This window comes from Agromyces sp. Leaf222 (assembly GCF_001421565.1).
Classification (GTDB): Bacteria; Actinomycetota; Actinomycetes; order Actinomycetales; family Microbacteriaceae; genus Agromyces.
Genome location: NZ_LMKQ01000001.1, coordinates 449,203 through 473,365 on the forward strand (window position 1 = coordinate 449,203; position 24,163 = coordinate 473,365).

The 24,163-nt window shown below is 71.6% G+C and carries 22 protein-coding genes; 8 read left to right on the plus strand and 14 right to left on the minus strand.

Annotated features, from left to right (window positions below; translation table 11 throughout):
• Positions 1-15: 15 nt before the first annotated feature.
• Entirely contained in the window at positions 16-549 is a 534-nt protein-coding gene (locus ASE68_RS01950; protein ID WP_055854627.1) for a DUF1707 domain-containing protein, read from the plus strand.
• A gap of 25 nt (positions 550-574) precedes the next feature.
• On the opposite strand, the gene ASE68_RS01955 is transcribed toward ASE68_RS01950, so the two are convergent.
• Positions 575-1,165, minus strand: coding sequence for a DJ-1/PfpI family protein (locus ASE68_RS01955; protein WP_055854629.1), 591 nt, complete (start codon positions 1,163-1,165; stop codon positions 575-577).
• 228 nt (positions 1,166-1,393) lie between these two features.
• Between ASE68_RS01955 and ASE68_RS01960 the strand changes: the two genes are divergently transcribed.
• Positions 1,394-2,170: an IclR family transcriptional regulator gene (locus ASE68_RS01960; RefSeq protein WP_055854632.1), complete on the plus strand. Its 777-nt coding sequence runs from the start codon at positions 1,394-1,396 to the stop codon at positions 2,168-2,170.
• A 165-nt stretch (positions 2,171-2,335) separates the two neighbouring features.
• On the opposite strand, the gene ASE68_RS20400 is transcribed toward ASE68_RS01960, so the two are convergent.
• The gene (locus ASE68_RS20400; RefSeq protein WP_055854635.1) at positions 2,336-2,770 is read right to left on the minus strand and encodes an endonuclease domain-containing protein; all 435 of its coding nucleotides are present in this window, start codon (positions 2,768-2,770) and stop codon (positions 2,336-2,338) included.
• A gap of 768 nt (positions 2,771-3,538) precedes the next feature.
• On the opposite strand from ASE68_RS20400, the gene ASE68_RS01970 reads away from it, so the two are divergent.
• From ASE68_RS01970 to ASE68_RS01980, 3 genes are all read left to right on the plus strand, one after another.
• A complete protein-coding gene (locus ASE68_RS01970; protein WP_055854644.1) occupies positions 3,539-4,510 on the plus strand; it encodes an aldo/keto reductase in 972 nt (323 codons plus the stop codon).
• Positions 4,511-4,637: 127 nt separating this feature from the next.
• Positions 4,638-6,275 (plus strand): alpha/beta-hydrolase family protein, encoded by a 1,638-nt coding sequence (locus ASE68_RS01975; RefSeq protein WP_055854647.1) that lies wholly within the window; start codon positions 4,638-4,640, stop codon positions 6,273-6,275.
• A 203-nt stretch (positions 6,276-6,478) separates the two neighbouring features.
• Positions 6,479-7,966: a serine hydrolase gene (locus tag ASE68_RS01980; RefSeq protein WP_055854650.1), complete on the plus strand. Its 1,488-nt coding sequence runs from the start codon at positions 6,479-6,481 to the stop codon at positions 7,964-7,966.
• Positions 7,967-8,046: 80 nt separating this feature from the next.
• Here ASE68_RS01980 and ASE68_RS01985 read toward each other — a convergent pair whose 3' ends face one another.
• Genes ASE68_RS01985 through ASE68_RS01995 form a run of 3 tightly spaced genes read right to left on the minus strand, consistent with a single transcriptional unit; the run spans position 8,047 to position 10,653 of the window.
• Positions 8,047-9,015 carry a serine hydrolase gene (locus ASE68_RS01985; RefSeq protein WP_055854652.1) on the minus strand — a complete coding sequence of 323 codons (969 nt, stop codon included), beginning with the start codon at positions 9,013-9,015 and terminating at the stop codon, positions 8,047-8,049.
• 50 nt (positions 9,016-9,065) lie between these two features.
• On the minus strand, positions 9,066-9,989 hold the full coding sequence (locus ASE68_RS01990) for a 2-hydroxyacid dehydrogenase (RefSeq protein ID WP_055854655.1): 924 nt from the start codon (positions 9,987-9,989) through the stop codon (positions 9,066-9,068).
• 55 nt (positions 9,990-10,044) lie between these two features.
• A complete protein-coding gene (locus tag ASE68_RS01995; RefSeq protein WP_055854656.1) occupies positions 10,045-10,653 on the minus strand; it encodes a TetR/AcrR family transcriptional regulator in 609 nt (202 codons plus the stop codon).
• Between the two features lie 130 nt (positions 10,654-10,783).
• Between ASE68_RS01995 and ASE68_RS02000 the strand changes: the two genes are divergently transcribed.
• Both ASE68_RS02000 and ASE68_RS02005 read left to right on the plus strand, forming a co-directional pair.
• Positions 10,784-11,278: a pyridoxamine 5'-phosphate oxidase family protein gene (locus ASE68_RS02000; protein WP_055854659.1), complete on the plus strand. Its 495-nt coding sequence runs from the start codon at positions 10,784-10,786 to the stop codon at positions 11,276-11,278.
• 33 nt (positions 11,279-11,311) lie between these two features.
• Positions 11,312-11,887 carry a hypothetical protein gene (locus ASE68_RS02005; RefSeq protein WP_055854661.1) on the plus strand — a complete coding sequence of 192 codons (576 nt, stop codon included), beginning with the start codon at positions 11,312-11,314 and terminating at the stop codon, positions 11,885-11,887.
• 10 nt (positions 11,888-11,897) lie between these two features.
• On the opposite strand, the gene ASE68_RS02010 is transcribed toward ASE68_RS02005, so the two are convergent.
• The 9 genes from ASE68_RS02010 to ASE68_RS02050 form a co-directional block, all read right to left on the minus strand.
• Positions 11,898-13,364 (minus strand): rhamnulokinase family protein, encoded by a 1,467-nt coding sequence (locus ASE68_RS02010; protein ID WP_055854663.1) that lies wholly within the window; start codon positions 13,362-13,364, stop codon positions 11,898-11,900.
• Positions 13,361-15,397: a bifunctional rhamnulose-1-phosphate aldolase/short-chain dehydrogenase gene (locus ASE68_RS02015; RefSeq protein ID WP_055854666.1), complete on the minus strand. Its 2,037-nt coding sequence runs from the start codon at positions 15,395-15,397 to the stop codon at positions 13,361-13,363. The genes ASE68_RS02010 and ASE68_RS02015 overlap by 4 nt, the downstream gene beginning before the upstream one ends.
• On the minus strand, positions 15,394-16,314 hold the full coding sequence (locus tag ASE68_RS02020; protein WP_055854669.1) for an alpha/beta hydrolase: 921 nt from the start codon (positions 16,312-16,314) through the stop codon (positions 15,394-15,396). The genes ASE68_RS02015 and ASE68_RS02020 overlap by 4 nt, the downstream gene beginning before the upstream one ends.
• A 4-nt stretch (positions 16,315-16,318) precedes the next feature.
• A complete protein-coding gene (rhaI, locus tag ASE68_RS02025) occupies positions 16,319-17,485 on the minus strand; it encodes an L-rhamnose isomerase (RefSeq protein ID WP_055854671.1) in 1,167 nt (388 codons plus the stop codon).
• Positions 17,482-17,961: an L-rhamnose mutarotase gene (locus ASE68_RS02030; protein ID WP_082461852.1), complete on the minus strand. Its 480-nt coding sequence runs from the start codon at positions 17,959-17,961 to the stop codon at positions 17,482-17,484. The genes rhaI and ASE68_RS02030 overlap by 4 nt, the downstream gene beginning before the upstream one ends.
• A 251-nt stretch (positions 17,962-18,212) precedes the next feature.
• Entirely contained in the window at positions 18,213-19,202 is a 990-nt protein-coding gene (rhaS, locus tag ASE68_RS02035; RefSeq protein ID WP_369800047.1) for a rhamnose ABC transporter substrate-binding protein, read from the minus strand.
• A 108-nt stretch (positions 19,203-19,310) separates the two neighbouring features.
• Positions 19,311-20,369 (minus strand): ABC transporter permease, encoded by a 1,059-nt coding sequence (locus ASE68_RS02040; RefSeq protein WP_055854675.1) that lies wholly within the window; start codon positions 20,367-20,369, stop codon positions 19,311-19,313.
• Positions 20,369-21,376 carry an ABC transporter permease gene (locus ASE68_RS02045; RefSeq protein ID WP_055860509.1) on the minus strand — a complete coding sequence of 336 codons (1,008 nt, stop codon included), beginning with the start codon at positions 21,374-21,376 and terminating at the stop codon, positions 20,369-20,371. The genes ASE68_RS02040 and ASE68_RS02045 overlap by 1 nt, the downstream gene beginning before the upstream one ends.
• A 35-nt stretch (positions 21,377-21,411) precedes the next feature.
• Positions 21,412-22,902, minus strand: coding sequence for a sugar ABC transporter ATP-binding protein (locus ASE68_RS02050; RefSeq protein WP_055860512.1), 1,491 nt, complete (start codon positions 22,900-22,902; stop codon positions 21,412-21,414).
• Between the two features lie 167 nt (positions 22,903-23,069).
• On the opposite strand from ASE68_RS02050, the gene ASE68_RS02055 reads away from it, so the two are divergent.
• Complete coding sequence (locus ASE68_RS02055) at positions 23,070-24,119, plus strand: LacI family DNA-binding transcriptional regulator (RefSeq protein WP_082461859.1); 1,050 nt, start codon at positions 23,070-23,072, stop codon at positions 24,117-24,119.
• Positions 24,120-24,163 lie beyond the last annotated feature (44 nt).

The window sequence follows — 24,163 nt, forward strand, 5'->3', positions numbered from 1 at the left end:
GGCCACACTGGGCGTATGAGCGACCAGTACGCGACCCCCGAGCAGCCAGACCTGCGTCTGAGCGACGCCGAGCGCGAGCGGGCGGTGGCGCGGTTGGCCGACGCGCACGCGGCCGGGCGGCTGTCGGCCGTCGAGTACGGCGAGCGGGCGGCGAGCGCGCGCTCCGCCGTGACGCGCAGCGACCTCGTGCCCCTGTTCGCCGACCTGCCCGCCGAGACGCCGCCGGCGCCCGGATCACCGGGTGCGGCGGGTGCGGCGGGTGCAGCGGGTGCGCCATACGGCGGTACGGAGCCCGTCGGTCGCCCGGCGACCTTCACGGATCCAGACCTCGAGCCGGCGGGCCAGGCCTCGGGCCGCTCGGGCTCGCGGGCGCTCGGCGGCGGGGTCGGGGCCACGATCATGGCGCTCGTGCCGTTCATCGCGCTCATCCTGTTCCTGGTGAGCGGATTCCTCGGCGGCTGGGCGTGGGCGTGGCTGTGGTGGCTGCTCGTGCCGATCGCGGGCATCATCATCTACGGCCCGGGGGCCGACGAGCGCCGCCGGCGCTGACACCGGCGGCGGCACTCGGAGCGCGTCAGGCGGATGCCGCGGCGAGCTCGCCCTCGGCGCGAACACCCGCCTCGGCGAGCACGCCGAGGAACGCCTTCATCCACGTGCCGTTGTCGGGCCAGGCGCGCGAGGTGACGAGGTTGCCGTCGACCACGCCGCCGCCGTTCTCGAAGATGCCGCCCACGACCTCGACGTCGATCGCGAGCTCGGGGTAGATCGACGAGGTGCGCCCGGCGAGCACCCCGGCGGCCGCGAGCAGCAGCGGACCGTGGCAGGTGGCCGCGACCGGGGCATCCGACTCGAAGAAGTGGCGCACGATGCGCTTCGCGTCCTCGTTGTTGCGCAGGTACTCGGGTGCGCGTCCGCCCGGGATCACGATCGCCGCGTAGTCGGCCGGGTCGACATCGGCGAGCGCGACATCCGCGGGCCAGGTGTGACCGAGCTTCTCGGTGTACGTGTCGAAGCCGTCGACGAAGTCGTGCACGACGAACTGCAGCTTGCGCACCTCGGGTGCGCCGATGTGCACCTCGAAGCCCTCCTCCTTCAGCCGCTCGTACGGGTAGAGCACCTCGAGCGTCTCGGCGGCGTCGCCGGTGATGATGAGGATCTTGGTCATGAGGGGTACCTCCGGGGTTGCACGTCGCTGTACAGGGCCAGCTGGTCGGATGCCGCGGGTCGGCGACTCGGGCGGCCGCCGCGGTCGGCGGCGACGGGCCCAACTCTGCGCCGCCGCGGCATCCGTGTCACACCTCGTTCGCACTATGTGCGAAACGCCCTCGGATCCGTCGCGCCCGCCGCCGGGCACCCGTTCCGCGGGCCGGGTGCCCGGCGTAGCATCGTGGGCATGAGCGCAGAGGAGCGCCACGGCGGCGCGGGCATCCAGTCGGCCGAGCGCGTGCTGCGCATCCTGGAGCTCGTCGGGGCGGCGCCGACCGGCCTCACCGCAGCCGAGATCGCGCAGCGCCTCGGACTCGGGCAATCGACCACGTATCGCCTGCTCGCGACGCTGCAGAAGCAGGACTACCTCGCGCGGCAGTCGGGCGAGCACCGCTACATCCTGGGCCGAACCGTCGACCAGCTCGGCCGTGCGCTGCAGTACCAGCTCGTCGCGACCGATCCGGTGCGCCAGGTGCTGCGGGCCATGCACGACGCGGTCGGCGCGCCGGCGTACCTCACGGTGTTCCGCGGCGACGACATCGCGGTCGCGCACATCGAGGACTCGGTCGCGCACCCGCGCATCGGCCAGCTGCACGTCGGGTTCTCCGAGGCCTCGCACACCACGGCGTTCGGCAAGCTCATGCTCGCCTCGCGCGACGACGCGGCGGTCGCCCGCTTCCTCGAGCGGCACTCGCCGACCCGACTCACGGCCTCGAGCATCACGGATGCCGCGGCGCTGAACGACCAGCTCGACGAGATCCGCGCGCAGCAGGTCGCCGTCGAGATCGAGGAGTACCTGCCGAAGCTCGCCTGCATCGCGGCGCCTGTGCGGTCGGCCGCCGGCCGCACGGTCGGCGCCGTCTCGGTCTCGGTGCAGGCGAAGGACTTCGCCGCTCGGTCGACGCAGCTCGAGCGGGCGGTCCGCCGCGGCGCCTGGCAGGTCTCGGCGCGGCTCGCGGGCTGAGCGCTCCGGGCGGGCCGAGCGGACCGGTGAATCCTGACCTGCGTCGTGGCCGCCGCGAAATTCAGGAGATCTTGACCTATGGACGCCCACAGGGGCGTGAATGCCGGGATCTCCTGAATTTCTGCGCCCGTGGGCGGCGCGGATGGCCGGTCGGCGGGAGACGCGTCAGATCGACGGGAAGGGCCCGGCACCGATCGGCCCGACGCGCCACCGGTGCTCCCGGCGTGCGAGCAATGCGAGGATCCCCGCCGACGTGCGCTCCCAGTCGTGGGTGACCTGCCGGTAGCTCAGCCTCAGCACGAGGTACCCACGCGTCATGAGCTCGAAGTCGCGCCGCCGATCGTTCTCGAGTTGCGACTGAGAACTGTGGAAGCTCCACCCGTCGACCTCGATCACGAGGCGGTCGCCGACGAGGAAGTCGACGAGGCCGACGCCCTCGATCGGTGCCTGGGTGCGGAACCGAATCCGGCGGCTCCGCAGGAACAGCCGGACCTTCGTCTCGAGGCCGGACTGCCCGCCGAAGTCGAGCCGATCGAGCACGGCGCGGCGACCGATCGGCATCGCCTCGCGCACCGCGTCGAGGTGTCCCGGATCGAGCACGCGGCGTTCGATCGCCGACTCGACTGCCGCGAGGGCATCGGTGATCGGCGTGCACGCGAATCTCGCCGAGGGCGGTCGACAGCGGATCGCGGCCGATGGTGCCGCGGATCCGCCCGCGGTAGTGCAGGCAGACGCCGTGCGCGGCGGCGTCGAGGGGGCGCGTGCGATCGTGAGGTGATCGCAGCCGTGAGGCGTTCGCGGCCACGCGCACGTGCAGCCGGTCGTGTTCGGGAACCCAGAGGCCGCTGATCCTCGCGACCGTCGATGCGGTGGCGATGCCGCCGACCCTGATCGCGCGCACGACGTCGTCCGGGGCGTCCGGCGCGGCGAACCATCCGTTCCGGATCCGAGTCGCAGTACCGGCATGCACCGCGCTCGCCGCAGCCTCGCGCCTCACGCCCGCGGCCTCCAACGCCGCGAATCCTGCCGCACCGCCTGCACGACGCAGGACCGTCGTCACCCCCGCGCTCGCCGTCACGGGGCGAGTCTGCCCGCCCGGCGGCGCGGTCGGCCCGGGAACGCGGGGACTGTGGACAAACCCGGGCGGGCGGCATCCGAAATTCAGGAGATCTTGACCTGTAGACGCCTACAGGGGCCCACGTGCCGGGATCTCCTGAATTTCTGTGTCCGAGTGCGAGCGACCTGCGCGAGCGCGCGCGTCACGCGGGGCAACAGGGGAATACCCGCATCCGGTCGTCGTTGGACTCACTGTCGCCGCCGGGCGCATGCCCGTGCTCCGTGCCAGAGCCCGAACCGTCAGGAGTCACCATGACCGAATCCGCCCAGACCGCCGACCGCGTGCGCATCGGCGCATCCGACCTCGAGATCGCGCCGCTCTCGCTCGGCACGAACGTGTTCGGCTGGACCGCCGACCGCGACGCGACCTTCGCCGTGCTCGATGCCTTCACGGCGGGCGGCGGCAACTTCGTCGACACCGCCGACGGCTACTCCGCCTGGGTGCCCGGCAACACGGGCGGCGACAGCGAGCGCCTCATTGGCGAGTGGATCGCGTCGCGCGGTTCGCGCGACGACGTCGTCATCGCCACGAAGGTCAGCACGCACCCCGACTTCACGGGCCTGTCGGCCGCGAACATCCGGGCGGCGGCGGATGCCTCGCTCCAGCGCCTCGGCACCGACGTGATCGACCTCTACTACGCCCACTTCGACGACGCGTCGGTGCCGCTCGAGGAGACGGTCGGCGCCCTCTCCGGCCTCGTCGACGCCGGCAAGGTGCGTGCGATCGCCATCTCGAACTACACGCCCGAGCGCATCGACGAGTGGTTCGACGTGACGTCCGCGAACGGCTTCCACCGTGCGGTCGCCCTGCAGCCGCACTACAACCTCGTCGAGCGCGACTTCGAGACGAACGGCCTGCGCGAGCGCGCCGAACGCGAGGGGCTCGCGGTGTTCCCGTACTTCTCGCTCGCGAAGGGGTTCCTCGCCGGCAAGTACCGCACCGAGGCGGATGTCACCGCCGAGGGCGCGAGCGTCCGCGCCGGGGGTGCGGCGCCGTACGTCGGCGAACGCGGTGCCCGGGTGCTCGCGGCGCTCGACGCGGTCGCGGCCTCGCACGCGGCATCCGTCGCCTCGGTGTCGCTCGCGTGGCTCCGTCAGCAGCCGACCGTCGTCGCCCCGATCGCCAGCGCGCGCAGCGTCGAGCAGCTGGGCGACCTGCTCGCGTCGATCCGGCTGGAGCTGACCGGCGAGGAGCTCGCCGCGCTCGCTGACGCGTCCGCCTGACGGGTACGCGGCGGCACGCGACCGCGGCGGCACGGGCGCCGTATGCCCGTGTCGCCGCGGTCTGGCGCGGGCAGCGTGCCATGATGCGGTGACGCCGCCGCCTGAGGCGCCGTCGAAGGGGGTTCGCGTGCGCGGTCGCTGGTGGAGACTCGATCCCGGAGGCGCCCTCATTGGGCTGCTGTTCGCCGCACTCTCGATGACGCCGTCGCTGCTGCCGCGCCCTGCGCTGTTCCAGGGCATCATCACCGCATTCGCGTTCCTCATCGGATACGGCATCGGGGTCTTCGCGTGGTGGCTGGTGCGCCGCTTCGTCCGCTGGCGTCCGACACCCGAGCACCGTCGTCTCGCGTGGTGGGTGTACCTCGGCGTCGCCGTGCTGCTCGCGATCGTGCTCGCGGTCGCCTCGGTCGGGTGGCAGAACGAGGTTCGCCGAACGGTCGAGCTGCCCGAGATCGACGGGTTCGACGCGCTGATCTTCTTCGTGGGGTTCGTGCCCGTCGTGCTCATCGGCCTCGCCCTCGCCCGCGCCGAGCGGCGGCTCGGCATCCGCATGACGGCGAGGTTCGGTCGGGGCTGGGGCGTGACGGTCGCCACCGCGATCGTCGTCGGTTCGACCGTGGCGGTCGTGGCCGTGCTGATGTTCGGCATCGACCGGCTCTACCTCGCGAACAACGGCCCGGCGGCACCGTGGGTCACCGAGCCGATGAGCGCCTTCCGTTCGGCGGGCCCGGGTTCCGAGGTCGAGTGGGACCTCGTCGGTCGGCACGGCACGGCATTCCTCGGCGGCGGCCCGAAGGCGGCGGACATCGAGGAGCTCACCGGCCGACCGGCGCTCGAGCCCGTGCGCGTCTACGTCGGCCAGGCGAACGCGCCGACCGTCGAGGAGCGCGCCGCCATCGCCGTCCGCGAACTCGAGCGCACCGGAGCGTTCGAGCGCGACGTGCTCGTCGTCGCCACGACCACCGGGTCGGGATGGCTCGAACCGCAGGCCGTCGACGCGGTCGAGTACCTGCACGGCGGCGACACGGCGATCGTGTCGATGCAGTACGCGTACACGCCGAGCTGGGTCTCGTTCCTCTTCGACCCCGACGCGCCGGTCGCGTCATCCGTCGCCCTGTTCGACGCGGTGAAGGCGAAGTGGGACACCCTGCCGGAGGCGACCCGCCCCCAGCTCGTGGTCTACGGCCTGAGCCTCGGCGCGCACGGCACGCAGGAGGCCTTCGACGGCCTCGACGACATGAGGTCGAACACCGAGGGCGCGCTCCTCATCGGCAGCCCGAACGGCTCGACCATGTGGCGCACCCTCACCGCGGAGCGCGATGCCGGCAGTCCGCAGTGGCAGCCCGTCGTCGACGGCGGTCGCGAGGTGCGGTGGCTGTCGGTGCCCGGCGACTTCCACGCACTCGGCCCGGATTGGGAGTCGCCCCGCGTCGCGTACCTGCAGCACGCCAACGACCCCGTCACCTGGCTCGGCCTCGAGCTCCTCTGGGCCGAGCCGGACTGGTTGAAGCCCGAGGAGCGCGCAGACGAGGTCAGCGACTCGATGCGCTGGATCCCGGGGGTGACCGCGCTGCAGCTCGTCATCGACATGTTCATGGGCGAGTCCGTGCCGGCCAGTCACGGCCACAACTACGGCGATGTCGTGCTCGACGGCTGGCAGGCGGTCACCGGCGACGGCGGGCTCGACGAGGCCGCGCTCGCGAGCATCCAGTCGGTGCTCGAAGGGTACGCGGAGGTGCAGCCGGTCGGCAGCGTCAGCGAATAGCCGCGCGGGAGTCGTGCACTGGATGCGGCCCGGCCGCTAGGCTGCGGTGTCGGGTCCCGTCGAGGACCCGAGGCTCGGGGGAGCCGGTCCGATGGGGGAGGAACGCCATGCGCGTTGTCCGAGGTGCTGCCGTCTCGGCAGCGGTGATCATGGCAGTAGCGCTCGCCGGGTGTGCGCCGGATCCCGAACCCTACGCACCACGCGTGTCCGCCGACGGCCCGCCGCCCGGCGACGCGGTCGAGGTGGCGGAGGGCGGACTCGACAGCGCACTCGATGCGCTGGAGGGCGACATCCAGGAGATCCTCGACGCGTCGGGCGTGCCCGGCGCGGCCGTCGCGGTCGTGCACGGAGACGAACTGCTGTTCGCCAAGGGATACGGCGTGCGCGAGGTCGGCGAGGACGCACCCGTCGACGAGTCCACCGTCTTCCAGATCGCCTCGATGTCCAAGCCGATCGCCGCGACCGTGGTCGCCTCGCAGCTGGGCGACGGTCTCACCTGGGACACGCCGGCAGCGCAGTACCTGCCCGGGTTCGCGCTCGCCGACCCGTGGGTCACCGACCACGTCACCGTCGGCGACCTCTTCGCCCATCGCTCGGGACTGCCGATGGCCGCGGGCGACTCGCTCGAGGACATCGGCTACGACCGCGACGACATCCTCACGCGGCTCGACCAGCTTTCGCTCGAACCGTTCCGCACGACCTACAAGTACGCGAACTTCGGGCTCACCGCGGGAGCCGAAGCGGTCGCGAACGCCGTCGGCACCGAGTGGGAGGAACTGTCGGAGCAGGCCCTGTACGAGCCGCTCGGCATGGACTCCACGAGTTCGCGCTACGAGGAGTTCCTCGACGAGGACAACCGCGCGACACTGCATGCGCTCGAGGACGGCGAGTTCCAGCCGCTCTACGAGCGCGATGCCGACGCCCAGACCCCGGCGGGCGGCGTCAGCTCGAACGTGCTCGACCTCGCGAAGTGGATGTCCCTGCTGCTCGACGAGGGCACCTTCTCGGGCGAGGAGCTCGTCTCCGCCGATCAGCTCGTCCCAGCGCTCACGCCAGAGATCGTCTCGGGCCAAGCCGGCGCCTCGAACCTGCGCGCGAGCTTCTACGGCTACGGGTTCAACACCGGAACCGATCCGACGGGCCACACGACGGCGTCGCATTCGGGCGCGTTCTGCCTCGGCGCCGCGACGAACTTCCAGATCGTGCCGAGCCTCGGCCTCGGGGTCGTCGCCCTGACGAACGGCGGGCCGATCGGCGTGCCCGAGGCGATCGTCAGCACGTTCCTCGACCGGGTGCAGTTCGGCGAGGTGCATCGCGACTGGCTGAGCGACTACGGGGGCGCCTTCGCGCACTACTACGAGCCCGCGGGAGACCTCGCCGGCGAGGACCGGCCGACGGATGCCGCGGCGCCCGGCCCGCTCGAGGAGTACGCCGGCACCTGGACGAACCCGTACTACGGCGACGCGGTCGTCGAGGTGCAGGGCGACGCGCTCGTGGCCGCGCTCGGCCCCGACGGTGGATACGAGCTCGAGCTCGAACCGTGGGACGGCGACGAGTTCGCCTTCGTGCCGTCAGGAGAGAATGCGCCGTGGGGGTCGAAGTCGTCCGCGACGTTCACGCTCGGGGGCGGCGCTGAAACGATGAACCTGGAGTTCTTCGACACGAACGGCCTCGGCACCTGGACCCGCTGACGGCGCACTGACGGCGGGCTGAGCCGGGCCGGGCTGAGCCGGGCCGAGCCGAGCCGAGCTGCAGGGCAGACCCGTCGCGCTCAGGCGCCGGCGGCCACCGCGTTGTGCAGCCGGTCGCCGTCGACGCCGAAACGCCCGAAGCCGCCGCCGATGTTCGTGAGCAGCACGAAGCAGATGCCGAGCGACGGCGTGATCCAGAACTCGGTGCCGGCCCATCCGCCGTGGCCGTAGGTGTCGCTCGCCAGCAGGCCGGGAGCCGAGTGGCGCAGGTTCCACGTGAAGCCCCAGTCCTGCCCGCGTGACGCGATGTAGGGCTCGAGCTTCGGCACGCCGACGGTGAGCGGGCGCAGCATCGCGGCGTTGGTCACGCGCGACACGAGCGAGCCGTCGTCGCGCAGCAGTGCGCTGCCGACGGCCAGCAGGTCTTCGGCGCGCCCGAGGAGACCGGCTCCCGGATGCCGCAGGGCGGCGAACTCCGCATAGTCGAGTCCCTGCTCGGCGGCGTCGACGGGCGCGTGCCGGCTCGCCGCCGCGTCGAACGTGAAGCCCGTGGCGCCGACGCGCGCTCCGACGGCGGCGACCGCGTGCTCCCACGGCGCGCCGGAGGCGTGCTCGATGAGCGCGGCGATGCCCTCGTAGGCGAGGGTCGAGTACCGGCTGGCGGTGCCCGCCGCGAAGTCCCGGCCGGGCCGCTGCAGCAGCGCACGCAGGCCGGGCACGTCCATCGGCGGTTCGGCGATGCCCGAGGTGTGGCTCGCCAGGTGTCGCAGGCGCACGACGTCGTCGCGCCCGGCGCCGAACTCGGGCAGGGCGTCGGTGAGCGGGGTCTCGGGCGTGATGAGCCCCTGCTCGACGAGGCGCAGCGCGGCGAGCCCGACGATCGGCTTCGTCACCGAGAACAGCGGGTAGTGCTCGTCGACGGATGTCGCGCCGAACGCCTCGAGTGCGACGATGCCGTCGGGCGTGGCGATGCCGAGCACGGCCGAGGGCAGGGGTCCGTCGTCGACGTTGCGGCGGGTCCAGTCGAAGGCGTGGTCGAAGATCGGCATGGGATCCTTCCGGGTGTTCGGGTGGCGTTGCGAGTGCGGGGTGCCGCGGCTCAGCTGCGCAGCACGACGTTGCGCGGCTCGTCGGCGCGGAGCATCCGCTCGACCTGGTCGCGCACGAGGCGGGCCATGCGCGGCATCATCGCGGTGGAGGCGCCGCCGACGTGCGGTGAGACGAGCACGTTCGGCAGGGCGAAGAGCGGGTGCCCGTCGGGCAGCGGCTCGGGCTCGGTGACGTCGAGGGCGAAGCGCAGCCGGCCGCGGCTCGCATGGTCGAGGATCGCGTCGGTGTCGGCCACGCGGCCGCGGGCGATGTTCACGACGAGCGCGCCGTCGGGCAGCGCTGACAGGAAGGCGTCGTCGACGAGCGCGGTGGTGTCGTCGGCGAGGGGCACGCCCACGATGACGATCTCGGCGTCGGGCAGCAACGACGGCAGTTCGTCGATGCCGTGGATGCGGCCGCGCTCGTCGTCACGGGCGCGGCTGGCGACGCGGGTGACCTCGACCTCGAACGGCAGCAGCCGCTCCTCGATGGCCTTGCCGACACCGCCGTAGCCGACGAGCAGCACGCGCCGGTCGGCGAGGCTCGCGTGTCGGGCGGGTGCCCAGCGGCCCTCGCCGGCGGCGCGCACGAAGTCGGGGATGCCGCGCTGGGCCGCGAGCACGAGGGCGAGCGTCAGCTCGGCGGTCGAGGTCTCGTGCACGGATGCCGCGTTCGCGTAGACGTGCCCCGGCGGCAGCGCCTCGGCGATGTCGTCGTAGCCGATCGACTGCGACTGCACGAGGCGCGTGGTGACGCCCGAGAGCGCGCCGAGCTTCGCCGAGGCGCCCATGTACGGCGGCACGACGAGGTCGATGCGGTCGGCGGGAGCAGGGCCCGTGAGATCCCAGAGCACCACGTCGACGCCCTCGGGCAGCGGGCCGACCGCATCGCGCAGGGTGGCGCCGGGCAGGGACACGAGCAGGGAGTCGGTCATGGTTCGATCCTCTCAGGGCGCGGGGCCGCGGCATCCGCCACCTGATGGCCGGGCCTCACGGCAGCTGCTCGACCTGCGCGCGGATGATGCGCTCGGCGACGCCCATGGCCTCGTCGCTGGGCGCGATCTCGTCGAAGCCGTGCAGCACGCCGTCGACCGCGAGCGAGGCGATGCCGTGGCTCATGGCGCACAGCTGCAGGAACGTGCTCTCGACGTCGCCCGTGATGTCCCCGGCGGCGTGCACCTCGACGACGAGGGCGCGCAGGCCGGCGAGGGCGGCGAGGCGGGCGCGGTCGAGCGTCTCGTCGCCGCGGGCGATGCTCGGGGTGCGGAACATGGCGTCGAAGTGGGCCGGGTTTCGTTGCGCGAAGGCCACGAACTCGAGCGAGTCCTGCACGAGCCGCTCACGCCCCGGCAGATGTGCTGCGCGCTCCTGCGCCGTGCAGAGCTCGTCGTCGAGCAGGGCGAGGCCCTCGAGCGCGAGGGCGCGGATCATGCCCTCGCGGCTGCCGAAGAAGTGCGTCGGAGCGGCGTGGGAGAGGCCGGCGCGGCGCGCGACCTCGCGGAGGCCGACGCTGTTCACGCCCTGCTCGCGCGCGAGCTCCTCCATGGCGCGCAGGAGTGCTGCTCGCCCGGGGGCGCCGGTGGGGATCGTGTCGGTCATCGTGTTCCCATCGTCGTTGCCGAGTCGTCATCGGGCAAGTGCCCGGGACCCGCTCCAGAAAGCACTTGACAATGTCAAGCTCTCGTTCGTACACTCGCTTTACATTGTAAAGCTACAGAGGGGGATCGACATGGTCGACATCGAACGGGGCGACGTCTGGAAGGCGATCACCGCCGAGAACTTCATGGTCATCGGCATGGTGACCGCGCGCGGCGAATCGCGCACCGCAGGGGTCATGCACGCCGTGCACGGCGAGCGCGTCTGGTTCACCAGCCACGACCTCGCCTGGAAGACGCGGCACATCGCCGCCAACCCGAACGTCTCGATCACCGTGCCGATCGCGAAGCGCGTTCCGCTCATGCCGTGGATCAAGATCCCCGCCGCCACCGTCACGTTCGCCGGCGACGCCGAGGTCGTGCCGCTGTCGGCCATGCCCGAACACGTGCGCGGCGCCCTGCTCGACGACCTCGAGGTCACCGACGGCGGCGACCACGGCAGCATCGTCGGCGTCAGCGTGCGGCCGACCGGCGACTTCGTCACGTACGGCGTGGGCGTGTCGGCGCTCGGCATGCGCGACACCGAACTGGCCGCAGGGCGTGTGCGCGCGGTATCCGTCTCGGCCTGACCCCGGGGCGCGGCGGCTGCTACCGTAACGCTCATGGATGACGCGGGGGCCGGATCCAGTTCCGGAGGCAGGCACGAGGCGGCCGCCGATGCGGCGGCGCGCGACGACCACCGGGTGAAGCCCGAGAACGTGCGCGCCGAGGCGCTGAAGGAGCGCGTCTACGCGACCTTCACGGGCCTCGCCATCGTGCTCGTGCAGCTGACGAACGTCGACCACCTCGTCGCGGGCCGCGTCGCGATCGAGCTGGTCGTGGGCATCCTCGCGATCACGGCCGCCGGCCTGGCCGCCGACGTCATCTCGTTCCTCTCGGTGCACTCCAGGTTCCCCGACGGCCACGAGGTGCGGGTCATGCTCCGCATCGCGGCCTCGGCGCTCGCCTCGGCCGGCGTGCCGGTGGTCGTGCTCGTGCTCGCGGCCGTCGGCCTCGTCGAGCTCGAGACGGCGCTGCGCATCGTCTCGGTCGTGTACGTCGTGACGCTCGGCGTGATCGCCTACCTTGGCGTGCGACGCACCCATGCGGCCTGGTGGAAGCAACTCGTCGCGCTCGCGACGCTCATGGCGGTCGGGCTCAGCGTGGTGCTGATCCAACTCGCCGCGCACGGCCACTGATCGCCACGCCTCAGCGGGCGCTGGGCTCGTAGCGGCGCGGCTCGAACGCGGTCGCGACCAGTGCGCGCAGGTCCTCGAGCGAGCCGTGCGCGAACCCCGCAGCCCGAGCCTGCACGAGCACGTTGCCGATCGCGGTCGCCTCGACCGGGCCCGCGAGCACGGGTAGGCCGGAGCGGTCGGCCGTGCGGCGGCAGAGCAGCTCGTTGAGCGCGCCGCCGCCGACGATGTGGATCGTCTCGACGTCGACGCCCGAGAGCACGGATGCCTGGCGCACGGTGCCGGCGAACGCCTCGGCGAGCGACTCGATGATCGAGCGGGCGAACTCGGCGCGCGTCTGCGGCGCCGGAACGCCGTGCTCGACGCACCACTCCGCGATGCGGCCCGGCAGGTCGCCCGGCGCCATGAACCGGGGGTCGTCCGCGTCGAACACGGCAACCGGCGCGGTGACGGATGCCGCGGCCGCGAGCAGTTCGGACAGCACGATCGTCTCGCCGTCCCGCTCCCACCAGCGCACCGACTCCGACAGCAGCCAGAGGCCCATGACGTTGTGCAGGAACCGCACGCGCCCGTCGACGCCCGCCTCGTTCGTGAAGTTCGCGTCGCGCGCGGCATCCGTCGTCACCGGATGCTCGAGCTCGACGCCCACGAGGCCCCAGGTGCCGCACGAGATGTAGGCCGCCGACTCGGCGCGCATCGGCACGGCCACGACCGCCGAGGCGGTGTCGTGCGAGCCGACCGCGACGACCTCGACGCCCGCGGGGGCGCCGAGCTGTGCGGCGACCGCCGGCCGAAGGGAGCCGAGCGAGTCGCCGGGCGCGACGATCGGTGCGAAGACGGATGCCGGGAGCCCGAGCCGTTCGATGAGCTCGTCGTCCCACTCCCCGGTGTGCACGCCGACGAGCCCGGTCGTCGAGGCGTTCGTGCGCTCCGCGACCCGGCGGCCCGTGAGCTGGAACGCGATGAGGTCGGGCACGAGCAGGAGGGAGTCGGCGAGCCCGAGGCCTCCGCCCTGCCGGCCGGAACCGGGGCCGGCGGCTGGGCCTGAGGCGCGCTCGGCCGCGAGCTGGTACACCGTGTTGAACGGCAGGAACTGCAGGCCGTTGCGGCGGTAGAGCTCGGCGAACGGCACGACCGCGTGCACCTGGTCGACCGCGGCCTCGTTGCGCTCGTCGCGGTAGTGGAACGGCTCGCCCAGCATGCGGTCGCCGCGCAGCAGCCCGTAGTCGACCGCCCACGAGTCGATGCCGATCGAGGCGACCGCCGGGTCGCGCCGGAACGCGTCGGCGAGGCCGGCCGTCAGGTCGCGGTACAGGCCCGTGAAGTCCCAGTGCAGGCCCGACGCGAGCCGCACCGGCCCGTTCGGGAACCGGGCGACGTGGTCGAGCTCGAGCGCGCCGGCGCGCTGGTCGACCCGGCCCAGGATGACGCGCCCGCTCGTCGCGCCGAGGTCGACCGCCGCGACGGTGCCCGCGCTCATCGCAGGAAGGCGGCCGCGACGCCCGCGTCGACGGGGATGTGCAGGCCGGTCGTGTGGCTGAGCTCGGGGCCCGTGAGCACGATCACCGCGTTCGCGACGTGCTCGGGCAGCACCTCGCGCTTCAGGATCGTGCGCTGGGCGTAGAACTTGCCGAGGTCCTCCTCCTCGATGCCGTAGGTCTTGGCGCGGTTCGCACCCCAGCCGCTCGCGAAGATGCCGGAGCCGCGCACGACGCCGTCGGGGTTGATGCCGTTCACCTTGATGCCGTACTCGCCGAGCTCGACCGCGAGCAGGCGAACCTGGTGGGCCTGGTCGGCCTTCGTCGCCGAGTACGCGATGTTGTTCGGCCCGGCGAACACCGAGTTCTTCGAGGAGATGTAGATGATGTCGCCGCCGAGGCCCTGGTCGATGAGCACGCGCGCCGCGGCCTTCGAGACGAGGAACGAGCCCTTGGCCATGACGTCGTGCTGCAGGTCCCAGTCGGCCTCGGTCGTCTCGAGCAGGGGCTTCGAGAGCGAGAGTCCGGCGTTGTTCACCACGAGGTCGAGACCGCCGAACGCGAGCACCGCGTCGTCGATCGCGCGCTGGATCGCCGCGCCGTCGGTGACGTTCGCCTGCACGCCGATCGCGACATCCGCGTTGCCGAGCTCTGCTGCCGCCGCCTGCGCCTTCTCGAGGTCGAGGTCGGCGATCACGACGCACGCCCCCTCGGCCGCGAGGCGGGTCGCGATGGCCTTGCCGATGCCGGATGCCGCGCCCGTCACGAGCGCGATGCGGCCCGCGTGCGGCTTCGGCTTCGGCATGCGCTGGAGCTTGGCCTCCTCGAGCGCCCAGTACTCGATCGCGAACTTCTCGGCGTCGCTGATGGGGGAGTAGGTCGAGAGCGCCTCGGCACCGCGCATGACGTTGATCGCGTTGACGTAGAACTCGCCGGCGACGCGCGCGGTCTGCTTGTTCGCGCCGTAGCTGAACATGCCGACGCCCGGGATGAGCACGATGAGCGGGTCGGCGCCGCGGATCGCGGGGCTCTCGGCGGTCGCGTGCGCGTCGTAGTACGCCTGGTAGTCGGCGCGGTACGCCTGGTGCAGTTCCTGCAGGCGGGCGACCGAGTCCTCGATGCTCGCGGATGCCGGAAGGTCGAGCACCATCGGCTTGACCTTCGTGCGCAGGAAGTGGTCGGGGCAGCTCGTACCGAGGGCCGCGAGCGGGGCGAGCTTCTCGCGACTGAGGAAGTCGAGCACCTCTGGCGCGTCGGTGAAGTGGCCGACCATGGGCTTGTCGTGGCTCGCGAGTCCGCGCACGGTCGCGGCGAGGGCGGCGGCCTTCGCGCGGCGCTCGCCGGGCTCGAGCGGCTCGAAGCCGTCGACGACCGGGCCGAACGGCTCCGCGGCCCCGTGCTCGGCGATGTACGCGGCGGCGGTGTCGATGATCCAGAGCGAGTTCGCCTCGGTCTCCTCGGACGTGTCGCCCCATGCGGTGATGCCGTGCCCGCCGAGGATGCAGCCGATCGCGGCGGGGTTCGCCGCCTTGATCTCGGCGATGTCGAGTCCGAGCTGGAAGCCGGGGCGGCGCCACGGCACCCACACGACCTTCTCGCCGAAGACCTTCGCGGTCAGCTCCTCGCCGTCGGCCGCCGTGGCGATCGCGATGCCCGAGTCGGGGTGCAGGTGGTCGACGTGCGCCGCGTCGACGAGGCCGTGCATGGCCGTGTCGATCGACGGTGCCGCGCCGCCCTTGCCGTGCAGCGTGTAGTCGAACGCGGCGACCATCTCGTCTTCACGGTCGAGGCCGGGGTACACGTCGACGAGCGCGCGCAGCCGGTCGAGCCGCAGCACCGCGAGGCCCTGCTCGGTGAGCGTGCCGAGGTCGCCGCCCGAGCCCTTGACCCACATGAGCTCGACGGGCTCGCCCGTGACCGGATCGGTCTCGGTGCCCTTGGCCGAGGTGTTGCCACCGGCGTAGTTCGTGTTCTTGGGGTCGGCGCCGAGGCGGTTCGACCGCGCGATGAGGTCGGCTGCAGCCTGGTTCGTCATGAGGTGATTCCTTCGGTGGTGACTGCGGTCAGTCGGTGGTGGTGGAGGTCTGCCGGTCGAGTCGGGCGCGCAACGCCCGTCTCGAGACTCGCGAACCATGCGACGATGCGCTCGATCGAAGCGGATGCCGCGGGCTCGCCCGGTCGGTTCAGGTGCCCGTGCTCGGTGCCGGGCTCGACGACGCACGTGGTGTCGACGCCGGCTTCGACCAGCGTGGCGGCGAACACCTCGCCCGAGACGCGGAGCTCGTCGGCCTCGCCGTTGATCATGAGCACGGGCGGGAACCCTGCGAGGTCGGATGCCGCGGCGAGGCCGGGCACGGCGAACAGCGGGGCCTCGTCGAGCGGGCCGCCGAGGTAGGTCTCGTACATGCCGCGCACGGCGGCCGGCCCGAAGCGGTCGGCCGCGGGGTTCGCGTCGAGCAGTGCGCGGAGGGCGGCGTCGGGTGCGGGCTGCACGGCGAGCAGCGTCGGATACGCGAGGAACACGCCGGCGGGCAGCGACGCGGGTGGCGCGTCGTCGGCCTCGCCGAGCATGCGGAGCACCGCGCCGGCCACCAGGTTCGCCCCGGCGCTCGCCCCGCCGATCGTGACGCAGCCCGGGTCGATGCCGAGCTCGTCGGCGTGCTCGAGGGTCCAGCGCCAGGCGGCGAGCACGTCGTCGGATCCGGCCGGAAGGCGGCCGGAGCCGTCGGCCGCGACGAGCCGGTAGTCGACGGAGACCACGGCGATGCCGCGCGCCGCCAGCGAACGGGAGACCCATTCCGCCTCGGGCATGTCGAGGTCGCCGGCGACGAATCCTCCGCCGTGCGCCCAGACGAGCGCGGGCGTCCGGCGGCGCGCCGCGGCATCCGACGTGCTCGCGGGGTAGACCCGCACGAGCCCGTCGGCCGCGCCGTACGCCGTCAGCTGCGACATCCGCTCAGGCGCCCCAACCGGCCTGCACGCCGCCGACGCGGTCGGCCGCGATCTTCGCGAGGTATCCGGATGCCGCGAACGCCGCCATCGGGTCGGCGGGCAGTCCGCGCGACTCGCGCCACTCTGCGAGGGCGGGGCGCACGTCGGTGTAGAACGCGTCCATGAACACGCGGTTGGCCTCGAGCACGTCACCGCTGCGCTGGGCGGCGGCGAGGGCCGAACCGTCGACGAGGAGGGCGCGGGCGGTCATCTCCTGCACGTTCAGCACCGAGCGGATCTGGCCGGGCACCTTGTCCTCCACGTTGTGGCACTGGTCGAGCATGAACGCCACGTCGGGGTTGTTGAGGCCGCCGCCGCGGATGACCTCGTAGAGGATGCGGAACAGCTGGAACGGGTCGGCGGCGCCCACGATGAGGTCGTCGTCGGCGTAGAAGCGCGAGTTGAAGTCGAACGAGCCGAGCTTGCCGAGGCGCAGCAGCTGCATGACGATGAACTCGATGTTCGTGCCCGGCGCGTGGTGGCCGGTGTCGAGGCAGACCATGGCCTTGTCGCCGAGGGCGGCCACCTGGGCGTAGGACGTTCCCCAGTCGGGAACGTCGGTGTGGTAGAACGCCGGCTCGAAGAACTTGTACTCGAGCACGAGGCGCTGCTCGTCGCCGAGGCGCGCGTAGATCTCCTGCAGTGACTCCTGCAGGCGGTCCTGGCGGCCGCGCAGGTCGGCCTGGCCGGGGTAGTTCGAGCCCTCGGCGAGCCAGATCTTGAGGTCGCGCGACCCCGTCGCGTGCATGATGTCGATGCACTCGAGGTGGTGGTCGATGGCCTTGCGGCGCACCGCGGCGTCTTCGTGGGTGAGGGCGCCGAACTTGTAGTCGTCGTCCTGGAACGTGTTCGAGTTGATCGTGCCGAGCTGCACGCCGAGGCCCTCGGCGTGGGCGCGCAGGTCGTCGTAGGAGTCGACCTTGTCCCACGGGATGTGCAGGGCCACCGTCGGCGCGAGGGCCGTGAACTTCTGCACCTGCGCGGCATCCGCGATCTTCTCGTAGGGGTCGCGCGGAGTGCCCGGCGTCGCGAACACCTTGAAGCGGGTGCCCGAGTTGCCGAACGCCCAGCTCGGGAGTTCGATGGCCTGCTGCTCGAGCTGGGCGAGCTGGTCTGCGGAGAAGGTGCTCACGGGTGGCTGCTTTCTGCGATGGGAGGTGCGGATGCCGCGTGGTCGGCGGTGGTCTGCGTTGCGACGGATGCCGCGTGGTCGGTGTCGTCGGCGGTGACTTCGGGCTCGGGCGCGAGGGCCGCGAGCTGGTCTTCGAGGTTGAACACCTCGGTGAGGCGCGGAGCGCCCTGGTCGGGGCGGGAGCCGTCGAGCGAGACGAAGAACTCCGCCATCTCGGCCTCCCAGGCGGCGGTGCGCGGGTCGAGTTCGAGCGCGCGCTGCGAGGCCTCGTCGTCGTCGGTCTCGTAGACGCCGATCAGCAGGCCGTCGGCGCGGAGGTAGAGCGAGTAGTCGCGGCGTCCGGAGTCCGCGATCGCGTGGAGCATCTCGGGCCAGACCGCGGCGTGGCGCTCGCGGTACTCGTCGAGGCGGGCGGGGTCGACCTGCAGTTGGAAGCAGACACGTTCCGGGGCGGTGCCCTCGGGGTGGCTCGTCATCGAGCTCGCCGTCCTTTCTCGGTGGTGCGGTTCTCGGTGGTGCGGTTCTCTGTGGTGCGGCTCCGTGGTGCGGTTTCGCGGCCCGTTATGAATCGTTTCAAGACTCTACACGGAAGAACGGGAGAGTGCAATGGGAATGCGCTTTCCAGGATCCAGCCTACGTGCGGGCACCGCCTGGCGAAAGGGGTGGCCCTGGAACGGCCGAGGCCCGGCGGGGTGAACCGCCGCCGGGCCTCGGGTGCGGCATCCGATCAGAAGTCGAAGTCCGCGATGTTGTCGGCGTTGAACTCGAACGGGTCGCCGAGGAGCACGACGCCGTCGGCGCCGACCTCGTAGTCGCCGAGCTTGCCGGCCTCGAACGAGTCGCCCTCTGCGCCCGTGATGTCGCCCTCGATGAGCGCCTTCGCCGCGTAGGCCGCGAGGTAGCCGAGGTCGGCCGGGTTCCACAGTGCGAACGCGGTGACGGTGCCGTCCTCGACGTACTCGCGCATCTGGTTCGGGGTGCCGAGGCCGGTCAGCGCGACCTTGCCCTTGTACTCCGACGTCGAGAGGTAGCGGGCTGCAGCCGAGATGCCGACCGTGGTGGGCGAGATGATGCCCTTGAGGTCGGGGTGGGTCTGCAGCAGCGCCGCGGTCTTGTCGAACGACGTCTGGTCGTCGTCGTCGCCGTAGACCGTCTCGACGAGCGTGATGTCGGGGTAGTCGCTCGCGAGGTACTCCTCCATCATCTCGATCCAGGCGTTCTGGTTCGTCGCGTTGGCGGATGCCGAGAGGATCGCGATCTCGCCGGCGCCCCCGATCTGGTCGGCGATCAGGTCGACCTGCACCTTGGCGATGCCCTCTGCGTCGGCCTGGTTGATGAACAGGTCGCGGCAGTCGGGGTTCGTGTCGGAGTCGAAGGTGACGACCTTCACGCCGGCGTCGCGAGCCTCGTTCAGCGCGTCGCAGATGGCCTCGGGGTCGTTCGCCGAGACGGCGATCGCACCCACGCCCTGCTGCGTGAGGGTGTTGATGTAGCTGACCTGCGCGTCGGGCGTCGCCTCGGCGGGGCCGACCTCGGCGAACGTGCCGTCGAACTCGCCGATGGCCTCCTTCGCGCCGGACGACGAGGTGTCGAAGTACGGGTTGCCGAGGTTCTTCGGCAGGAACGTGATCGCGAGGTTGGCGCTGTCGCCGCCCTCGCCCCCGCCCGAACCGGAGTCGCCTGCGGCGCAGCCGGTCGCGAGGAGTGCGACGCTCATCGCGACGGCGGCTACGGCCGCGACGCGGGACTTCTTGTGAAACATCGTTGTTTTCCCTTCATCGGTTCTGGTCGATGGGTGATCGCATCGACACGCGTGCGCGGGCGGTCACCCTGCTGCGGAAGCCCTCGCGCGCGCGGTTCCCCCTGGTGCCCTGCGTTTCGTGCGCAGCCAGGCCAGGAAGCTGTTGGACACCACGGACGCCACGAGCAGCACGCCGGTGATGATGTTGATGACGTCGGAGGTGACGTTCGCCAGGCGCAGGGCGCTCGCGAGGATGCCGATCAGCAGCACGCCGGCGATGACGCCGTGGATCGCGCCCCGGCCGCCGAACACCGACACGCCGCCGAGCACGACCGCGGCGATGACCTGCAGTTCGAGGCCGGTCGCGTTGTCGCCGCGGGCGCTGCCGAAGCGGAGCGTGTAGTAGACGCCGGCGAGTGCCGCGATGGTGCCCGAGAGCACGAACAGCACGAGCTTCGTGCGCTCGACGTGCACGCCCGAGAAGCGCGCGGCCGACTTCGACAGGCCGATCGCGTAGATGCCGCGGCCGAAGGGGGTGAAGTGCAGCAGCACCACGAACACCACGAGCAGCACGAGGAACAGCAGCAGCACGGCGGGCACGTTCGAGCCGCCGAGCTTCATCTTGGCGAGGTCGGTCCAGAAGTCGGGGAAGTCGGTCACGGCGGTCGTGCCGAGCAGGCCGACGGCGAGGCCGCGGTACAGCGCGAGCGTGCCGATCGTGACCGCGAGCGAGGGCAGGCCCACGACCGTGACGAGGAATCCGTTGAACGCGCCCGCGATGGCGCCGGCGACGAGCGCCACGACGATCGCGACCTCGAACGGCGCTCCGGCCTGGGTGAGCACGCCGATGAGCACGCTCGACAGGCCCACGACGCTCGCGACCGAGAGGTCGATCTCGCCGGTGATCATGATGAGCGTCATCGGCAGGGCGATGAGCAGGATCGGCGTGACGTCGAGGATCAGGTAGGTCAGCGTGATCGGCTGCCCGAACCCTCGAACGCTCACCGAGGCGACCACGGCGACGATCACGAGCAGGCCGACGATGGCCATCTCGCGGGTGAGCAGCAGGCGCTGCCAGAGCGGGCGGTCGTAGTCGCGATAGGTGCGCGCGGGGGCGGCGGTCGAGGCGGTAGCGGTGGTCATCAGTCGTCCTCCCTGGCCGCGATGAGCTTGCGTTTCTGGCGAACGGCCAGCACGCGGTCGAGCACGATGGCGCCGATGATGAGCACGCCGACCACGGCGCGCTGCCAGAAGTCGGGGATCCCGAGGATCGGCAGGGCGCGGTTGATGGTGAGCAGCAGCACCGCGCCGATCGCGGCGCCCCACACCGACCCGACGCCGCCGGTGATGGCGACGCCGCCGATGACGGCCGCGCCGACCGCGTCGAGCTCCCAGCCCGATCCGGCCTGCGAGTTCACCGTTCCGTAGCGGGCCGTGTAGAGCACGCCGGCAAGGCCGGCGAGGGCACCGGACGAGACGAAGGCGATGAGCAGGCGGCGCGTGACGCGCAGGCCGTAGAGCTCGGCCGCCGAGGGGTCGGAGCCGATCGCGTAGAACTCGCGTCCGCTGCGGGTGTTCTTCATGATCCAGCCGATGACGACGAGCACGACGAGGGCGATGATCGTGAGGATCGGGATCCAGAGGATCTGCCCGGTGCCGAGGGCGAGGAAGTCCTTCGGCAGGTCCGACGCGTTGACGCGGTCGCTGCCCGTCCAGAGCACGTTGATGCCGCGGTAGGCGTAGAGGGTGCCGAGCGTGATGACCATCGCTGGCACCTTGGCGTAGGCGACGAGCGCGCCGTTGATGAGCCCGAGCAGCCCGCCGAACACGATCGCGGCGACGAACACGGCGAGGATCGGGATGCCGGGGATGTCGATGAACAGCCGCCCGGTCAGGTACGCCGACAGGCCGAGGATCGAGCCGACCGACAGGTCGACGTTGCGCGTGATGAGCACGATCGCCTGGCCGACCGCGACGAGCACGAGGATCGACGGGGTCAGCAGCAGATCGCGCCATCCGTCTGAGCTGAAGAGGAAGTTCGGGTTCGCGACGGTCGCCGCGATCACGACGATGACGAGGGCGAGCAGGATGCCGAACTCGCGTGCCGCGCCGACGGCCTGCAGCCGCTTGGTGACGGCGGTCTTCTGGATGGTCGGCGCGGGCGGCGGCGTCTGGGCGGGCGCGGTCACGAGTGGGCTCCCTGGGCGTGGGTGGCGGCGAACATGACGTTCTCGCTGGTGGCGTCGGATCGGTCGATCTCGGCGGTGATGCGCCCCTCGCGCATGACGAGCACGCGATCGGCCATGCCGAGCACCTCCGGCAGCTCCGACGAGATCATGAGGATGCCCATGCCCTTGCCGGCGAGCTCCGAGAGCAGGCGGTGCACCTCGGCCTTGGTGCCGACGTCGATGCCGCGCGTCGGCTCGTCGATGATGAGCACGGTCGGTTCGGTGGCGAGCCACTTGCCGAGCACGACCTTCTGCTGGTTGCCGCCCGAGAGCGTTCCGGCGATGGTGCTGAGCGCGTTCGTCTTGACCTCGAGGCGGCTGGCCCAGACCTTCGCGGCGCGGTTCTCGAAGCCGTTCGTGATGATGCCGGCCTTCGCGAGCTGGTTCCGGATGACGAGCGAGAGGTTCCGGGCGACGGATGACTCGAGCACGAGTCCTTCCTTCCGGCGGTCCTCGGGCACGAGGGCGATGCCGGCGCCGATCGCCCGGTCGGGTCGGTTGCGCGGCAGCGCGCGGCCGCCGAGCCGGACGGAGCCGGACTCGTACGGGTCGACGCCGAAGACGGCACGGGCGACCTCGCTGCGGCCGGCGCCGACGAGGCCGGCGAGGCCGACGATCTCTCCGGCGCGCACCGAGAAGGTGATGTCGTGGAAGACGCCCGTGCGGGTCAGGCCTTCGACCTCGAGCAGCGGCTCGCCGATCTCGGCCGGCGTCTTCGGGAAGAGCTCGGTGACGTCGCGGCCGACCATCTGGCGCACCATCTCGTCGACGGTGGTCTCGGCGATGGGCGTGGTGGCGACGTAGGCGCCGTCGCGCATGACGGTCACGGTGTCGCAGAGCGCGAAGATCTCGTCGAAGCGGTGCGAGATGAAGAGCAGGGCGCGACCCTCGTCGCGGAGGCTGCGCGCGACCGCGAACAGGCGGTCGACCTCGACGCCCGAGAGGGCGGCGGTCGGCTCGTCCATGATGAGCACGCGGGCGTCGAGCGAGACGGCCTTGGCGATCTCGATGACCTGCTGGTCGGCGATCGAGAGGCCCTCGGCCGGACGCTCGGGGTCGATGCGCACGCCGAGCCGCTGGAAGAGCTCCTCGGCCTCGCGTCGCATGGCCTTGCGGTCGATGCGGCCGAAGCGGTGCACCGGCTGGCGGCCCATGAAGATGTTCTCGGTGACCGTCAGGTCGGGGAACAGCGTCGGCTCCTGGTAGATGACCGCGATGCCGGCGGCCTTCGACTGGGCGGTGGAGGTGAAGTCGACGTCTTCTCCGCGAAGGCGGAACTCGCCGGCGTCGCGGCGGTAGAGCCCGGCGACGATCTTCACGAGCGTCGACTTTCCGGCGCCGTTCTCGCCGACGAGCGCGTGGATGGAGCCGGACTGGAGTCGAAGGCTCCCGGAGCGGAGGGCGACCACCGGTCCGAACGACTTGACGACTCGCGAGAGCTCAAGCATGGGCGGCGCCGGCGTCTGCGGCGTGTCCGTCTGCACGATGGCCTCCTCATCGAGGTGAATCTGGATGAATCGATTCATGTACGATTCAGGGACACTGTATGGAACGATTCACTGGCGGTCAAGTTCGCCGGGTGGATGACCGGCACGACATCGGCGAGGGAGCTGGAATGGCTGGGGTGCGCATCCGCGACGTCGCGCAGCGCGCCGGCGTCTCCGTGGGCACGGTGTCCAATGTGCTGAACCGTCCGGGCGACGTCTCGCCCGACTCGGTCGACCGCGTCAACCGCGCCATCGAGCAGCTCGGCTACGTGCGCAACGACGCCGCCCGCAAGCTGCGCGCCGGCGTCAGCACCACCGTCGGGTTCGTCGTGCTCGACGGCCAGAACCCGTTCTTCACCGACGTCGTGCGCGGCGCCGAAGACGAGGCCAGCAGCCACAACCTCGCGATCCTCTACGGCAACACCGACGAGGATGTCGCGCGCGAGCGCATGTACCTCGACCTGTTCGAGGAGCAGCAGGTGCGCGGCGTGCTCATCTCGCCGTACGGCGACATCCACTCCAGGCTCGAGCGCCTGCGCGCCCGCGGCATCCCCGCCGTGCTCGTCGACCGCTTCAGCGGCGACGGGCGCTTCAGCTCGGTCTCGGTCGACAGCGTCGCGGGCGGACGCATGGCCGTCGAGCACCTCATCGGCGCGGGGCGACGGCGCATCGCGTTCGTGGGCGGGCCGTTCGAGATCCAGCAGGTCCGCGATCGCCTGGCCGGCGCGCGCGTCGCCGCCGAGAACGCCGTCTCGCCCGTCGAGATCGAGGTCGTCGCGACCGAGGCGACCACGGTCGCCGACGGCGTCGCGGCCGGCGCACGCATCCTCGCCAGGCCGCGCGGCGACCGCCCCGACGCCCTGTTCGCGGCGAACGACCTCGTCGCGCTCGGCCTCCTGCAGGCGCTCGTCGTCGACGGCCGCATGCTCGTCCCCGACGAGATCGCGATCATCGGGTTCGACGACATCCCGTTCGCGGCCGCGGCGGCCGTGCCGCTCTCGTCGATGCGCCAGCCCAGCCGCATGATCGGGCGCACCGCCCTGCGCATCCTCCTCGAGGAGACCGCGGACCCCGACCTCATCCCGCGGCAGACGGTGTTCCTGCCCGAACTCGTCGTGCGGCGGTCCACCGCGGCACCCGCCGTCTCCGCCGCGGCGCCCGGGGGCAGGGCGCGCTGACGCCGAACTCGTGCGCGGTTGTTTCGTCCCCGAAACACCGGTGA

Coding starts and splice junctions, on each gene's coding strand:
- ASE68_RS01950 (WP_055854627.1), top strand. CDS start 16: ATGAGCGACCAGTACGCGACCCCCGAGCAGCCAGACCTGCGTCTGAGC.
- ASE68_RS01955 (WP_055854629.1), bottom strand. CDS start 1,165: ATGACCAAGATCCTCATCATCACCGGCGACGCCGCCGAGACGCTCGAG.
- ASE68_RS01960 (WP_055854632.1), top strand. CDS start 1,394: ATGAGCGCAGAGGAGCGCCACGGCGGCGCGGGCATCCAGTCGGCCGAG.
- ASE68_RS01970 (WP_055854644.1), top strand. CDS start 3,539: ATGACCGAATCCGCCCAGACCGCCGACCGCGTGCGCATCGGCGCATCC.
- ASE68_RS01985 (WP_055854652.1), bottom strand. CDS start 9,015: ATGCCGATCTTCGACCACGCCTTCGACTGGACCCGCCGCAACGTCGAC.
- ASE68_RS01990 (WP_055854655.1), bottom strand. CDS start 9,989: ATGACCGACTCCCTGCTCGTGTCCCTGCCCGGCGCCACCCTGCGCGAT.
- ASE68_RS01995 (WP_055854656.1), bottom strand. CDS start 10,653: ATGACCGACACGATCCCCACCGGCGCCCCCGGGCGAGCAGCACTCCTG.
- ASE68_RS02000 (WP_055854659.1), top strand. CDS start 10,784: ATGGTCGACATCGAACGGGGCGACGTCTGGAAGGCGATCACCGCCGAG.
- ASE68_RS02005 (WP_055854661.1), top strand. CDS start 11,312: ATGGATGACGCGGGGGCCGGATCCAGTTCCGGAGGCAGGCACGAGGCG.
- ASE68_RS02010 (WP_055854663.1), bottom strand. CDS start 13,364: ATGAGCGCGGGCACCGTCGCGGCGGTCGACCTCGGCGCGACGAGCGGG.
- ASE68_RS02015 (WP_055854666.1), bottom strand. CDS start 15,397: ATGACGAACCAGGCTGCAGCCGACCTCATCGCGCGGTCGAACCGCCTC.
- ASE68_RS02020 (WP_055854669.1), bottom strand. CDS start 16,314: ATGTCGCAGCTGACGGCGTACGGCGCGGCCGACGGGCTCGTGCGGGTC.
- ASE68_RS02030 (WP_082461852.1), bottom strand. CDS start 17,961: ATGACGAGCCACCCCGAGGGCACCGCCCCGGAACGTGTCTGCTTCCAA.
- rhaS (WP_369800047.1), bottom strand. CDS start 19,202: ATGAGCGTCGCACTCCTCGCGACCGGCTGCGCCGCAGGCGACTCCGGT.
- ASE68_RS02040 (WP_055854675.1), bottom strand. CDS start 20,369: ATGACCACCGCTACCGCCTCGACCGCCGCCCCCGCGCGCACCTATCGC.
- ASE68_RS02050 (WP_055860512.1), bottom strand. CDS start 22,902: ATGCTTGAGCTCTCGCGAGTCGTCAAGTCGTTCGGACCGGTGGTCGCC.
- ASE68_RS02055 (WP_082461859.1), top strand. CDS start 23,070: ATGGCTGGGGTGCGCATCCGCGACGTCGCGCAGCGCGCCGGCGTCTCC.